Here is a 14,170-nt window from a genome sequence, read left to right as displayed (position 1 = left end):
ATTTTGAGTGTTGATTTCAATAGATTTATTCTGTGTTTAGTGGAGAGTTATTTGGGTGTGGTTTGTATGAATAGTTTTATGGGTGCTATTGGAGAGATTGTTGAATGATGCCTTGCCTTATGTTTCATTGTTGAGGGCTGGCTTAGATGTGGTTATGGGTTGTGTTGAGCTTACTGATACAGGTGAGAGTGTAATTGTTGTTAGGGATAGATTTGAGGTTGTTGAGGATTGTGTTGATCCCGACTTTAAAATATTGATGGATAGCAAAGTTTTCAAGGGCATATTTGAGGGTTGGGTGGGTGTCTTCGTGTCTTCAGCTAGGGGCAAGGCAGATGAAAGGGGATTGGTGAAGTTTGAATTGTATAGTGAGGATGAGCGTATTTTGGAGGCTTTAAAAGCCTTCTTCACCTTCTTTTTTGTTCCGGGAAGGGTTAAGGTTGAGAGGCTTACCTTGGAGTTTGCTGGATTGGCTCATGGAGCACATCCAATACATCTAGTCTACTGGGATGGCCTTCACTTAGCTTGGTATTTGATAAAAGGTGGAGATATTCTTAATAGGACCTGTGCAACGCATTCATGGCCGGAGATATTCATATTTCTGAGGGTGGAAGGGAGGGTGGTTATCGGTGATGAGGAATTCTACTTGAAAGCTAGTATGGTGACCTATATTCCTCCAAACTTTATTCATCAAATTTGGACTGAGGAGGATGTAGAGTTGATTCGGATGGTTTGGCAGGCTCGGTGAGAGTTCATTGAAGGGTTTCCTTTATGTGACTTTATAAAGCTTCATCCATTTTATTAGCCTAGTTTATGTTGTGTTGAATGATCTTGTGTTATAGTGGAGTAGCAAATTTAGTATTATGATGTGGCTAAATTTCCATCCAGACTTTATTAATTGTGTCTATGTGTAGGTGTTATGTCTATTGTGTCGTCGTCTAGTGTTATGTTTACATTTATGTGTTCTCACTTTTTTGTGATGCTGAATATAACTTTGAGTATTCCTGATGATGTTTATAGGCGTATGAAGAGGTATCCTGAGGTTAGGTGGAGTGAGGTTGCTAGGCGTGCTATTGTGGATTATTTAAGGCATATTGAGAGTGTTATTTCTAGTGATGAGCTTTTAGAGGATTTGAGCGTTTTTGGATAAACTTAGTTTGGATGATGCTGTCAAGTTTTATGAACTGCCAAGGGAGTTGGATTTGGAGGAGGCTCTCTACAATACTGGAATCTTAATTAATAAGTTTAGGCGTGGAGTTAGGGTTCTAGAGATTTTACTACTATTTTTGAATGTAATGGAGTTTCCCAAGGCTTTATAGTTTAGGAGTTTGACTTTTAAGAGTAGTGATAGACAGTTTGATTTTATTAGGAATGTTTGAAGTGATTTGAAGCTTGAGTTAATCTAAGTTTTGTTGCTTTTCATTTCGATTTATAGATCTTATTTTAGAATTGATGTGTGATGAGAGCTATTCTTTCTAATTGAAAGTAGACACTGATTTTAAATGATTTTACCTTATTTTAATTTTAAGTTGGTAGTTCTTTTCCTCTTTATTAGTTTAGTTTTTGATTAAGGTAATAAATTTAGGTTTGAATGTGAATTTTAGCTTGTATGAGGTTTAATTGGAGTTTAATTTTCACAGTTTTTTTGATTGTGCTTTTTTCTGCTAATGTTATTTTTATGTCTTTTTTGTATTGGGGGTCTAGAATTTTTATTGAAGGTCTTCAATTGGCTATGGGTAAATTGAAGGAAAGGCTTGAGCTTCTTAGAGCTATGGGTTTGCCTATAGGGTTTGTCGATGTTGACTATGAAATTGGATGTTTGATTGTTGCTTTTGAGGATATGGAACCAGCATATGTTAAGCCTGTGAGGGAGATTGTTGGCTATCATATACCTGTTTTGTTTCGTGAATTGGAGTGGAAGAAGCTTATTGTAGGTAAACCTCCAGCTTCTATTGAAAGGCTTTGTAAAGCATATAATTTACTGGTTGAGTTAGGATTTGATGGGGATTTTTATTTTAGTATAGATTTGAGAAGGGGGCTTTTGAGGGTTGGTTTGAGAGGTAACTTGACTGATGAGGTGATGGCTAGTGTTAGGAGTGTTGTTGGTTTTGATTTGCCAATCGAGTTTAGTGAGAGGGTTTGGAGGGATTGTCTCTATGTCGGTGAGCCTACATGGAATGTTGATTTGTTGAAGAATGCTTTGAAGAGGCTGAAGGGGGTTGATGATAAATTTATTCGTGATTCAATTTATGGTATGAGCTTTAAAGATGGCTTTTTAGAGATATGGCTCTGGAGGCTTAATGGAGATTATGGACTGGTTATTGATTCTATTAGGAGAATTGTTGGCTATAATGTTCCGATAAAATTCATTTTTACTTATACTTTTAAACCTAAATTACCTACTTCGGCTATTGAAGCTTTAGAGCATTTTGCTAGAGCATTAAATCTTAAGGGTATTGATTATGAATTGAATTGGCAGAGGGGGGTTGAGGCTAAGGGGACAATTTATTTATTAAAGGGTGATGAACGTATTCCCTTTATGGAGTTGACCTTCAAAAATCTCAATGGCTCTTGGATTTTGACAAGTATAAGTACGGGGAGAAGAAGTATTCCATCTCCATCAAATAAGATTAAAATTTTAGGTTACCTATTAAAGTTTAGCTTTATTCGTAAAAGTGATTGGGTTAAGGGAAGGAGTTGTCTGTCTAATATTGAGCCGATAATTAAAAATTTGGGTGAAGAGGTGGCATATATTCAATCTGTTGAAGTTATTATTAGGAATTCAACTCATAGCTTCTATAAATCATATCCAAGTTCAGGTAGGATAATTAGAGCTGGACTTATAGGTCCAGGAGAGTTGGGACACCTATTTAGTGTTATGCCCCTTTCAAGTTGGAGGTGTAATGAGACTAATGAGTGGATTTATCTATTCCGTGACTCTTTAAAGGGTAAAACCTTTGAGATAACTATAATTTTGAGGGATGGAACTGGAACTATTATTGCTGAGAAGACATTTACATACACATTTTCAAGTTAAATTTAAGTTTAATTTATGATAAGTGATTTTAGTTTTCTAGTCCAATTTATTTTGGTGATTGCCTTGAGTGGAGTTTTTAGGGATAGGTGTTTGAGGGCTGTTGAGTTAATGGGGGAGATGGGTGTTGTTGGCATACTTCTCTTTCCAGGTGTAAATCTCTATTATCTAACTGGTTTTATGATTGGTCTTTCTGAGCGTCCTTCTGTGGCTTTAATTCCCTCTGACGGTGAGGCTGTCTTGATTGTTCCTGAATTGGAGAAGGAGCTTAGGGGTCAGAGGCCTTGGATTGAGTGTGTGGAGGTTTGGAGGGAGTGGGAGGATCCCTTCAAGTTGATTGCAGATAATATGTGTAGGAGGGGTTTAGCTGAAGGGCGTATTGGTGTTTGTGAGATGGCTCCTTGGGGTTGGGTTAAGAGGCTTGAGAGGCTTCTTCCAGATGTAACATTTGTTGATGTTACTGATGTAATTAACTCTCTTAGGATGATTAAGAGTGGAGATGAAGTTGAGAAGATTAGGAGTGCTTGTAGGATTATAGGTAGAGCTGTTGAAGCTGGATTTGAGGTTCTTGAGGATGGGCTGAGTGAACTTGAACTTAGCTTTATAATTATGGGTGAGGTTAGGAGGCTTGGTGGACTTCCAGCCTTTTGTACAGTTTTGTTTGGTGAGAGGGCTGCTCTTCCCCATGGCTCTCCGAGTAAGCGTGAGTTGAGGAGGGGTGACGTTGTTTTAGTTGATGCTGGAGCAATAGTAGATGGATATTACTCTGATATAACTAGAACTATTGTTTTCGGTGAGCCTACAGAGAGGCAGAGGAGAATTTGGAATATTGTTTTAAGGGCGAATAGAGCTGCCTTCAGCTATGTTAGGCCTGGTGTTGCATGTGAGAGTGTTGATAGGGTTGCTAGAGAAATTATTGGGGAAGCAGGATTTGGAGAATACTTTATTCATAGATTGGGTCATGGTATTGGATTGGAGGTTCATGAGCATCCATATATTGTTAGGGGTAATAAGTTGAAGTTGAAGGAGGGAATGACCTTTACTATTGAGCCTGGCATATATATTGTTGGGGAGATTGGAGTTAGAATTGAAGACACTGTTCTTTGTACTAAAGATGGATGTGAATCATTGACTGATTTGAGGTGTTCTATAACTCTATAATGGTTTTTCATCTTATGCTATAGTGTTCTTCATAGATTTAGAGTTAAGTGGTTTTCTAATGCTACATTTAATTTTAGCTATTTGGTTGAATTATATTGTTGAGGGGGTGGGGATGTTATTTTGATTTTAGAGCTTTGTTGATAGCCTTTAATATTTCTTTTATCCTCTGTTCTTCTCCTATGAATTTTATTTTGAATTGACAGTATGGATCTCCTTTAGCTATACATTTTTCTTCGGTTACATTTACTTTTGTCTGGAATAGTTGGCTTAACCATCCTGCCAATATTCCTCTTATGAAGTGTGATTCAGGTTTGTTGGATTCCTTGAACAACTCACATTCAAATGAATTGTATATTCTTATTATAGATTCTTGATTTTCTATGTTTATTTCGTTTATCTCTACTATGCCGAGGCCTATTTGTTTTATTGACTCTTTTGCTAGTGTGATAATTTTGTTTATGTCTTTTCCTGCTATTATCCTTGTCCCTTTTTCATAGTAGCTTGTTCCAATACTGTATCCAATGAGGTATAGTAGGGTTTCTGCTGCTGATCCAAGTTGCTCTCTAATTTGCTTCATCATTCCTTCATACTCTCTTTTTAAGAGTATTATTGCTCTTTCATCGAACATGTTTAATGGGAAGAAGTGGGGGTCGCATATTAATCCTTTAAATAATGGTTTTATAAGTTTAACATCTAATATGTATGGCTTGTTTTTCATCTCGTTTATTAATTCTTCTGGCTTTATGTCTTTTCTTCTAGTGGTGTCGATATATATGAAGCCTTCTATTGGTGTATTTAGGGTTACTTGGGATATGTCGAAGCCTATTATTGAGATTTTTCTCATTGAGAAGGTGGAGAGGAGGCTTACTAATACGCCGGGTTTATCGATTGCTTTATGATCTATGGAAAAATGGAATCCTATAACATCTCTGTTTGGTAGGTGGAGGAATGTTCCAATCCTGTATATAGTTGTTGGATGTGTTTCCTTCTTCATATGCTTTCCTCTATTATTCTATATTATTTAATAACTATTAATAAATAAAAAATTATTTTATTTTTCTATTTTATGTTTTCAGCTTTAATATCTTAGCTTCCTTTGATGCTTTGGGGTTTAATGGGTAATTTAACTTTTATTTTCTCTTTTCTTCATATGGATTGTGATTGTTAGAATGTTTCGTCTAGCTTGATTAACTTTATGGTTGATGGAGTTAAGATTTTAAGAGTTTTCCCTGAAATGTTTTGTTGAGGATTATAATTTACTGTGTTTTATTTTTTAAGTGGTTGGATATTTTATATCTCTTCCTAGTTGATTTTATTAGATTGGTTTGGATGTGACTTAGATGTATTAGGTGTGAGTGTTCTGTGATTTATAATTTAATTGATTCTTGAGTTGAAATTGTATTTGAAGGTTATAATGGATTTGGTTAGCTTGTTACTGGTTTTATTTTGAATTGACAGTATGGATCTCCTTTAGCTATACATTTTTCTTCTATTGCTACTGTTTTTATTTTGAATAGTTGGCTGAACCATCCTGCTAACAGTCCTCTTATTAGGTGTGATTCACATTGGTTTGATCCTTTAAATAATTCGCATTCAAATAGTTCGTAAACTTTTATTGTTGCTTCTTTTCTTTTTTGGTCTATTTTTTCTGTTTTCATTATTCCGAAGCCTGATTGCTGGAATAATTCTTCGAATAGCCTTATTAGTTTTTCAGGTTTTCTTCCAGCTATCTTTATGTGTCCTCTTTGAAATGCATTTGCTCCCATGTCATATCCTTGTAGGTATAGTAGTGTCTTGAAGGCTGAGCCTAGTTCAAGTCTAGCTCTCTTAATTATTCCTTCATATCCTCTTTTAATGAATATTATTGCTCTTTCGCCTAGTGCATATAGTGGGAAGAAGTAGGTGTCACATATTACTCCTTTAAATATTGGCTCTATTATTTTCACATCTATTATGTATGGTCTTTCTCTTAATTCTTGAAGTAACTCTTTTGGATCTACTTGTTTCTCAGTCACATCAACATATATGAAGCCTTCGATGGGTTGATTTGGCTCTACTTGTGAGATATCGAAGCCTATTATTGATATATCGTTCATTGAGAATACTGTTAATAGATTTATTATTACTCCTGGTACATCAATTGCCTTTGGCTCTAGGGTGAAGTGGAATCCTATTATGTCTTTTTCGGGGGAGTGATAGAAGGAGTCTATTTTGTATGGTTTGTAAATTTTATTCATTTTTATCACTTTCTTTCTATTATTTACTTTATATTTTTTACAGATATAGGTTGTTGTAACTCTTGCTTTAAGTGGAGGTTTAAGGTTAAGGTTAACTGGTTTGTTGCTATTTTTTTGTATGTTTGTTTCTATGATTGTGAGTTTATTGCCTGTTTTATTTAAAATTTTAATTTCTGTTTAGCGAAATATTTATTGGTTTGATTTACTTGGTTTAAGGTTAGCTTTATAGTGTAGTGTAGGTTTGAGATTAATGGGTTTAATTGTAATTGTTTTGGGTGTTGGATATGGGTGGAAAGTTTAATATTTTTGATCATGAATTGGTTCCAGAGCATATATTGCTGTCTGAGGAGGAGAAGGAGAGGGTGCTTAGAGAGTTGGGTGTTAAGCCTAACTTGCTTCCTTTGATTAGGGCTTCTGATCCTGCTGCTAGGGCTATTGGTGCTAAGCCTGGGGATTTAATTAAGATTGTCAGGCGTAGTCCAACTGCTGGTCGCACTGTTATTTATAGATATGTTATTCCTGGTTGATGGGGGTGATTTTTTGTCGTTTAATTTGACTCATGAGGATAGATGGGTTTTAATTGAGGCTTTCTTTAGGGAGAAGGGTTTGGTTAGACAGCATTTAGATTCATTTAATGAGTTTGTTAATAGTGGTTTACAGGAGATTGTTTCTGAGCAGGGTGTTATTGAAACTGATATTCCTGGTTTAAGTATTAAGTTGGGTCCAATTGAGGTTAAGGAGCCTACTGTTAGGGAGGCTGATGGATCTGAGGAGCCTATTTATCCCATGGAGGCTAGATTGAGGAATTTGACTTATGCTGCTTCAATGTTTTTGACTATGATTCCAGTTGAGAATGGTATTGAGGGTGAGCCTGTTCGAGTTTATATTGGTAGACTTCCAATTATGGTTAAGTCTGTTAAGTGTCTTCTTCATGGCTTGAGTGAGGAGGAGTTGATTGCTAGGGGTGAGGATCCTGAGGATCCTGGTGGATACTTTATTATTAATGGTTCTGAGCGTGTTTTGGTTGCTCAGGAGGATTTAGCTGTTAATAGGATTTTGATTGATGTTGCGGGGCCTGGTTCTTCTTCTACTCATGTTGCTAAGGTTTTTTCCTCCTCTGCTGGTTATAGGGTTCCAGTTACTATTGAGCGTTCTAAGGATGGTACTCTTCATGTTTCTTTCCCATCTATTCCAGGTAAGATTCCCCTTGTAATTTTAATGCGTGCTTTAGGTTTGAAGACTGATAAGGAGATTGTTGAGGCTGTTTCAGATGACCATGAGATTCAACAGTTGTTGATTCCATCTATTGAGCAAGCTTCAGCTATTATTGAGGTTAAGGATGCATTGGATTATATTGGTAATAGAATTGCTATTGGCCAGACTAAGGAGTATCGTATTCAGCGTGCTGAGCAAGTTTTAGATAAATATTTCCTTCCCCATCTCGGTAATAGGCCTAGGGATAGAAGGAAGAAGGCGTACTTTCTCGGTCAGATGGCTGAGAAGCTTTTGGAGCTTGTTTTAGGTAGACGTAGGCCTGATGATAAGGATCACTATGCTAATAAGAGACTTAAGCTCGCTGGAGACCTTTTGATGAGCTTGTTTAGAGTTGCCTTTAGGAGTTTTTGTAGGGATGTTAAGTATCAGCTTGAAAGAGCTAGGAGTAGGGGTAGGAGAGTTAATGTAACTACTCTTGTTAGGGCTGACGTTATTACTGAGCGTTTGAGGCATGCTTTGGCTACTGGTAATTGGGTTGGTGGTAAGGCTGGTGTTAGTCAGCTATTGGATAGAACTAATTATCTTTCTACTTTGAGTCATCTTAGACGTGTTGTTTCTCCATTGAGTAGAAGTCAGCCTCACTTTGAGGCTAGAGATTTACATCCAACTCAGTGGGGTAGGCTTTGTCCAAATGAGACTCCTGAGGGGCCGAATTGTGGTTTGGTTAAGAATTTAGCTTTAATGGCTACTATATCTGTTGGTTTTGATGAGAGATTTGTGGAGCGTTTACTTTATAGACTTGGTGTTGAGCCTCTTGAGAGGGCTAGAAAAGAGAGAATTAAGGGTGCTAAGGTTTTTCTAAATGGTAGGTTGATTGGTATTCATACTGATCCTAAGGCTTTATGTATAGAAGTTAGACGTATGAGGAGGGAGGGTAGACTTTCTAGTGAAGTTAATATTGCTCATTATGAAGATGAGCATATAAATGAGGTTTATGTTAATTGCGATAGAGGTAGAGTTAGACGTCCATTAATTGTCGTTGAGGATGGTGAGATTAAGCTTACCCGTGAACATGTTGAGAAGGTTAAGCGTGGAGAGTGGAGTTGGAGTGACCTGGTTAGTGAGGGTTTAATTGAATATTTGGATGCTGAGGAGGAGGAGAACGCTTATATTGCCTTGAATCCTGAAGATGTTACTCCTGAGCATACTCACTTGGAGATTTCTCCTGCAACTATTCTCGGTATTTGTGCTTCTATTATTCCTTATGCTGAGCATAATCAATCTCCTAGAAATTCCTATGAGGCTGCTATGGCTAAGCAGGCTCTGGGTCTTTATTCAGCTAATTTTCAGTTGAGGATGGATTCTCGTTCACATATACTTCATTATCCACAAAAGCCTCTAGTTAAGACTAAGGCTATGGATGTTATTGGATATGATGAGCGTCCTGCTGGTCAAAACTTTGTGGTGGCAGTTCTATCTTATAGTGGATATAATATTGAGGATGCATTGATTCTGAATAAGTCTGCTATTGAGAGGGGTTTAGCTCATTCTTCATTCTTTAGATGCTATGAGATTGAGGAGAGAAAGTATCCTGGCGGTGAAGTTGATTTAATAGAGATTCCTCAGCCTGATGTTAGGGGTTATAGGACTGCTGAGGTTTATCAGTTTCTCGGTGAGGATGGAATTATTGAGCCTGAAATTGAGGTTTCTGGTGGATATGTACTTGTTGGTAGGACTAGTCCTCCACGATTCCTTGAGGAGTCTAGGGGTATTGGAGTTACAAGTAGGATTAGGAGGGAAACTTCTCTGAGTATGCGTCATGGGGAGAAGGGTGTTGTTGATGCTGTTATGATTACTAAGACTTCTGAGGGTGATAAGCTTGTTAAGGTTAGGGTTCGTGATTATCGTATTCCTGAGCTTGGAGATAAGTTTGCTTCAAGGCATGGTCAGAAGGGTGTTATAGGTTTAATTGTTCCACAGGAGGACATGCCTTTTACTGAGGATGGAATTATTCCAGATTTAATAATTAATCCTCATGCTATTCCCTCTAGAATGACTATTGGACAGTTAATTGAGAGTATTGCTGGTAAGGTTGCAGCCTTGGAGGGTAGATTTGTTGATGGTACTCCATTTAGTGGTGAGAAGGAGGAGGATTTAAGGGAGGCTCTTAAGAGGCTTGGATTTAAGCCTACTGGATGTGAAGTCTTATATGATGGTAGAACTGGTCAAATGCTTAAGGCTGAAGTTTTCATTGGAGTTGTTTATTATCAGAAGCTTCATCACATGGTTTCAGATAAGATTCATGCTAGAGCTAGGGGTCCAGTTCAAATTTTGACTCGTCAGCCTACTGAGGGTAGGGCTAGGGAGGGTGGTCTTCGTTTTGGTGAGATGGAGAGGGATTGTCTTATTGGTCATGGTGCAGCTTTACTTTTGAAGGAGCGTTTGCTTGATGAGTCTGATAGGACTGTTGTTTATGTTTGTGAGAATTGTGGCTTCATAGCTTATTATGATAGAGTTAGAGAGAAGTATTCGTGTAGGCTTTGTGGTGATAAGGCTAAGGTTTCACCTGTAGTTATGTCTTATGCCTTTAAGCTTTTGTTACAGGAGCTTATGAGTCTTTGTATTGCTCCTAGATTGATTTTGAGTGATAGGGTGTGATGGGGTGTGGAGTTGATGTCTGAGACTTATAAGTTGGTTAAGGCTATTAAGTTTGGAATATTGTCTCCTGAGACTATTAGGAGGATGTCTGTTACTGCTGTTATTACTGCTGATACTTATGATGAGGATGGCTGGCCTATTGATTCTGGTTTGATGGATCGTAGGCTAGGTGTTATTGAGCCTGGTCAGCGTTGTGCTACTTGTGGTAATAGGGTTGGTCAGTGTCCTGGACATTTTGGCCATATTGAATTGGCTAGACCTGTTATTCATGTTGGTTTTACTAAGCTTATTCATCAAATTTTAAGGGCTACTTGTAGGAGGTGTGGTAGACTTTTAATTTCTGAGGAGGAGATGGAGAAGAATCGTAGGCTTTTGGAGAAGTATGAGGGTGTTTGGGATGAACTTGCTAGGAAGCTGAATGAGAAGTTGTTGAAGAAGGCTATTAAGACTACTGAGTGTCCTCATTGCCATGAGAGGCAATATAAGATTAAGCTTGAGAAGCCAACTACATTTTATGAGGAGTTGAGGGAGGGTAGTATTAGGCTTACTGCTATTGAAATTAGGGCGCGTCTTGAACGTATTCCCGATGAAGATTTAGTTTTAATTGGTATTAATCCTAAGGTTGCTAGGCCTGAATGGATGGTTTTAACTGTATTGCCTGTTCCCCCAGTTAGTGTTAGACCTTCAATTACATTGGAGTCTGGTGTTAGGTCTGAGGATGACTTGACTCATAAGCTTGTTGATATTATTAGGATTAATGAGAGGTTGCGTGAGAATATTGAGGCTGGAGCTCCTCAGCTTATAATTGAAGATTTATGGGAGTTATTGCAGTATCATGTTACAACTTATTTTGATAATGAAGTTTCCGGTATTCCTCCTGCGAGGCATAGGTCTGGTAGGCCTCTTAGAACTTTAACTCAGCGGTTGAAGGGTAAGGAGGGTAGGTTTAGGAGTAATCTTTCTGGTAAGCGTGTTGACTTTTCAGCTAGAACTGTTATTTCTCCTGACCCTAATTTGAGTATTAATGAGGTTGGTGTTCCTATTGAGGTTGCTAAGATATTAACTGTTCCTGAACGTGTTACTGAGTGGAATTTAGAGGAGATGAGGAGGCTTGTTTTGAATGGGCCTTATAAGCATCCTGGCGCTAACTATATTATTCGACCTGATGGTAGACGTATTGACTTGAGGTTTCCAAAGGATTTAAAGTTGATTGCTGATGGCTTAACTCCTGGATATATTGTTGAGAGGCATTTAAAGGATGGAGATATCGTATTGTTTAATAGGCAGCCTTCATTGCATAGGATGTCTATTATGGCTCATAAGGTTAGGGTTTTACCTTATAAGACTTTTAGGTTGAATTTATGTGTTTGTCCTCCATATAATGCTGATTTTGATGGAGATGAAATGAATTTACATGTTCCTCAGAGTGAGGAGGCTAGGGCTGAGGCTAGAATATTGATGCTTGTTCAAGAACAGATTTTATCTCCACGTTATGGTGGTCCAATTATTGGTGCAATTCAAGATTATATTACTGGTGCTTTCCTATTGACTAGAAAGTCTACTTTGCTTACTAAGGAGGAGGTTTGCAGATTATTGATGGCTGCTGGATATAGAGGTAGTCTTCCTAAGCCGGCCATAACTTATCCGAAGGAGCTTTGGACTGGTAAGCAATTGGTTAGCCTATTTCTTCCTGGGGGATTCAATTATTCACTTAGGGCTAGTATCTGTGCTAAGTGTGATGAGTGTTTAAGGGAGGATTGTCCTCATGATGCATATGTAGTGGTGCGTGATGGTAAGCTTTTAGCTGGAGTTCTTGATAAGAAGTTGATTGGGGCTGGTCAGCCTGAAAGTCTTCTACATTACATTATTAAGGATTATGGTACTGATGCTGGTAGAATTTTTATTGATAATGCATTGAAGATGTTTTTAGAGTATATTGATTATACTGGTTTTACTATGAGCTTACATGATGAAGATTTACCTGAGGAGGCTAAGTATAGGATTGAGGATGTTTTAGCTGAGGCTGAAGCTAAGGTTAAAGAGTTAATTGAATCATTTAGGTCTGGTGAGTTGGAGAGGCTTCCTGGAAGAACTCTTGAGGAGACATTGGAGATGAGAATTATGGAGGTTTTAGCTGATGCTAGAGATAAGGCTGGAAGTATTGCTGCTGAGTATTTGGGCTTGGAGAATCATGCTGTTGTAATGGCTAAGACTGGTGCTAGGGGGAATATTCTCAATTTAACTCAGATGACTGCTGTTATTGGACAACAGTCAGTTCGTGGAGAGAGAATTATGAGGGGTTATAAGGATAGGACTCTTCCCCACTTTAAGCCAGGTGATATTGGAGCTAGAGCCAGAGGCTTCGTTTACTCCTCGTATAAGAGTGGTTTGAATCCACTTGAATTCTTCTTCCATGCTATGGGTGGAAGGGAAGGTCTAGTTGATACTGCTGTTAGAACTTCTCAGAGTGGTTATATGCAGAGGAGATTGATTAATGCCCTTCAAGACTTGAAGGTTGAGTATGATGGTAGTGTTAGGGCTCCTGGCGGTGTAATTGTACAGTTTAGGTATGGTGAGGATGGAATTGATCCTGCTAGGAGTGATCATGGTAAGGCTACTAGTATTGATAGGATTATTGAGAAGGTTCTGTCTAGGAGGCGGTCATAATGGATTTTCTTTCATATGATGAGGTTAATGAGAGGATAGATAGGCTTCAAAATATTCTTCCTCCATCTATTATTGATGAGTTAAAGGTGAAGTTACGTGAAGTTGAAGTTACATCTGAAGAGTTGGATGAAATTTTAAGGGAGGTTGTATTGGCTTATAAGCGCTCGCTGGTTGAGCCTGGTGAAGCTGTTGGCGTTGTGGCTGCACAGTCTATTGGTGAGCCTGGCACTCAGATGACTCTTCGAACCTTCCATTATGCAGGTGTTAGAGAGTTTAACGTGACTTTAGGTTTGCCTAGATTGATTGAGTTGGTTGATGCTAGGCGTGTTCCATCTACTCCTATGATGACTATATATTTGGATGAGGAGCATAAGTATGATGAGGAGAAGGCTAAGGATGTTGGAAGGAAGATTGAGACTACTTTAATAGAAAATGTTACTAGGAGTGTTGAAGTTGACTTGATTTCTGGCTCAATAATTTTGGATTTAGATGATGAACTCATGGAGGATAAGGGTGTAGATGTAGAGCTTATTGAGAGGGTTTTAAAGAAGCTTAAGATTGGTGAAGTTATTATTGCGGGTGAAAATAGAATTATAATTCAAACTGACTTGGTTGATTTAACTAAGCTTCAAAAGTTGAGGGATAAAATTTTGTCTTTAAAGCTTAAGGGAATTAAGGGTATTAAGCGTATTATTATTAGGAAGGAGGCTGGAGAATATGTTATCTATACTGAGGGTTCAAATTTAGCTGCAGTTTTAAAGGTTGATGGTATTGATTCCACCAGGGTTTACACTAATAATATTTATGAGATTGCAGAGGTTTTAGGTATTGAGGCTGCTAGGAATGCTATTATCAGGGAGGCTATGAAGGTTTTAGAGGAGCAAGGTTTAGATGTTGATATTCGTCATGTAATGCTTGTAGCTGACATTATGACTTTGACTGGTAGAATTAGGCAGATTGGTAGACATGGAGTGAGTGGTGAGAAGCCTAGTGTTCTTGCTAGAGCAGCCTTTGAGGTTACAACTAAGCATTTATTGGAGGCTAGTGCACGTGGAGAAGTTGATGAACTTTTAGGTGTAACTGAAAATGTTATTGTGGGTCAACCTATACCTCTTGGAACTGGATTTGTAGAGTTGCTTATGAGGAGGGGTGGGGGTAGAAGGAAAACTTAAAAAGTGTAGTGATATTTAGCGTAGTGAAT

General features: G+C 38.0%; 11 protein-coding genes. 9 read left to right on the top strand and 2 right to left on the bottom strand.

The features are described from left to right. Window positions 1–100: 100 nt before the first annotated feature. The 5 genes from ACW8TM_RS05600 to ACW8TM_RS05580 all read left to right on the top strand — a co-directional run bounded on the left by ACW8TM_RS05600 (window position 101) and on the right by ACW8TM_RS05580 (window position 4,192). Window positions 101–745: a cupin domain-containing protein gene (locus tag ACW8TM_RS05600; protein WP_491532283.1), complete on the top strand. Its 645-nt coding sequence runs from the start codon at window positions 101–103 to the stop codon at window positions 743–745. A gap of 246 nt (window positions 746–991) precedes the next feature. After that, the gene (locus ACW8TM_RS05595) at window positions 992–1,147 is read left to right on the top strand and encodes a hypothetical protein (RefSeq protein ID WP_491532282.1); all 156 of its coding nucleotides are present in this window, start codon (window positions 992–994) and stop codon (window positions 1,145–1,147) included. Then, window positions 1,140–1,316 carry a hypothetical protein gene (locus tag ACW8TM_RS05590; protein ID WP_491532281.1) on the top strand — a complete coding sequence of 59 codons (177 nt, stop codon included), beginning with the start codon at window positions 1,140–1,142 and terminating at the stop codon, window positions 1,314–1,316. The genes ACW8TM_RS05595 and ACW8TM_RS05590 overlap by 8 nt, the downstream gene beginning before the upstream one ends. 359 nt (window positions 1,317–1,675) lie before the next feature. Further along, complete coding sequence (locus tag ACW8TM_RS05585; protein ID WP_491532280.1) at window positions 1,676–3,034, top strand: hypothetical protein; 1,359 nt, start codon at window positions 1,676–1,678, stop codon at window positions 3,032–3,034. Window positions 3,035–3,097: 63 nt separating this feature from the next. Further along, window positions 3,098–4,192: a M24 family metallopeptidase gene (locus ACW8TM_RS05580; protein WP_491532279.1), complete on the top strand. Its 1,095-nt coding sequence runs from the start codon at window positions 3,098–3,100 to the stop codon at window positions 4,190–4,192. 115 nt (window positions 4,193–4,307) lie between these two features. On the opposite strand, the gene ACW8TM_RS05575 is transcribed toward ACW8TM_RS05580, so the two are convergent. Beyond that, window positions 4,308–5,186, bottom strand: a complete 879-nt coding sequence (locus ACW8TM_RS05575) for a V4R domain-containing protein (RefSeq protein WP_491532278.1) — start codon at window positions 5,184–5,186, stop codon at window positions 4,308–4,310. A gap of 430 nt (window positions 5,187–5,616) precedes the next feature. Continuing rightward, window positions 5,617–6,429 (bottom strand): V4R domain-containing protein, encoded by an 813-nt coding sequence (locus ACW8TM_RS05570; protein WP_491532277.1) that lies wholly within the window; start codon window positions 6,427–6,429, stop codon window positions 5,617–5,619. 284 nt (window positions 6,430–6,713) lie between these two features. On the opposite strand from ACW8TM_RS05570, the gene ACW8TM_RS05565 reads away from it, so the two are divergent. From ACW8TM_RS05565 to rpoA2, 4 genes are read left to right on the top strand one after another with little or no spacing between them, the layout of a single operon-like run. After that, complete coding sequence (locus ACW8TM_RS05565) at window positions 6,714–6,956, top strand: DNA-directed RNA polymerase subunit H (protein ID WP_491532276.1); 243 nt, start codon at window positions 6,714–6,716, stop codon at window positions 6,954–6,956. Beyond that, on the top strand, window positions 6,940–10,302 hold the full coding sequence (locus ACW8TM_RS05560; protein ID WP_491532310.1) for a DNA-directed RNA polymerase subunit B: 3,363 nt from the start codon (window positions 6,940–6,942) through the stop codon (window positions 10,300–10,302). The genes ACW8TM_RS05565 and ACW8TM_RS05560 overlap by 17 nt, the downstream gene beginning before the upstream one ends. A gap of 15 nt (window positions 10,303–10,317) precedes the next feature. Beyond that, a complete protein-coding gene (locus ACW8TM_RS05555; protein ID WP_491532275.1) occupies window positions 10,318–12,969 on the top strand; it encodes a DNA-directed RNA polymerase subunit A' in 2,652 nt (883 codons plus the stop codon). Then, the gene (gene rpoA2 / locus ACW8TM_RS05550; protein ID WP_491532309.1) at window positions 12,966–14,141 is read left to right on the top strand and encodes a DNA-directed RNA polymerase subunit A''; all 1,176 of its coding nucleotides are present in this window, start codon (window positions 12,966–12,968) and stop codon (window positions 14,139–14,141) included. The genes ACW8TM_RS05555 and rpoA2 overlap by 4 nt, the downstream gene beginning before the upstream one ends. The last annotated feature ends 29 nt before the right edge of the window (window positions 14,142–14,170 follow it).

The sequence above is a fragment of the Candidatus Culexmicrobium sp. genome, from assembly GCF_058356305.1.
Note: the sequence above shows the minus strand (reverse complement) of the source record. Positions and strands in the feature narration are given on the sequence as shown.

What these genes read in the sequence shown, in the direction of transcription:
- ACW8TM_RS05565 (WP_491532276.1), top strand. Translation starts at nt 6,714, where the DNA reads ATGGGTGGAAAGTTTAATATTTTTGATCATGAATTGGTTCCAGAGCAT.
- ACW8TM_RS05585 (WP_491532280.1), top strand. Translation starts at nt 1,676, where the DNA reads ATGTCTTTTTTGTATTGGGGGTCTAGAATTTTTATTGAAGGTCTTCAA.
- ACW8TM_RS05560 (WP_491532310.1), top strand. Translation starts at nt 6,940, where the DNA reads ATGTTATTCCTGGTTGATGGGGGTGATTTTTTGTCGTTTAATTTGACT.
- ACW8TM_RS05575 (WP_491532278.1), bottom strand. Translation starts at nt 5,186, where the DNA reads ATGAAGAAGGAAACACATCCAACAACTATATACAGGATTGGAACATTC.
- ACW8TM_RS05555 (WP_491532275.1), top strand. Translation starts at nt 10,318, where the DNA reads ATGTCTGAGACTTATAAGTTGGTTAAGGCTATTAAGTTTGGAATATTG.
- ACW8TM_RS05570 (WP_491532277.1), bottom strand. Translation starts at nt 6,429, where the DNA reads ATGAATAAAATTTACAAACCATACAAAATAGACTCCTTCTATCACTCC.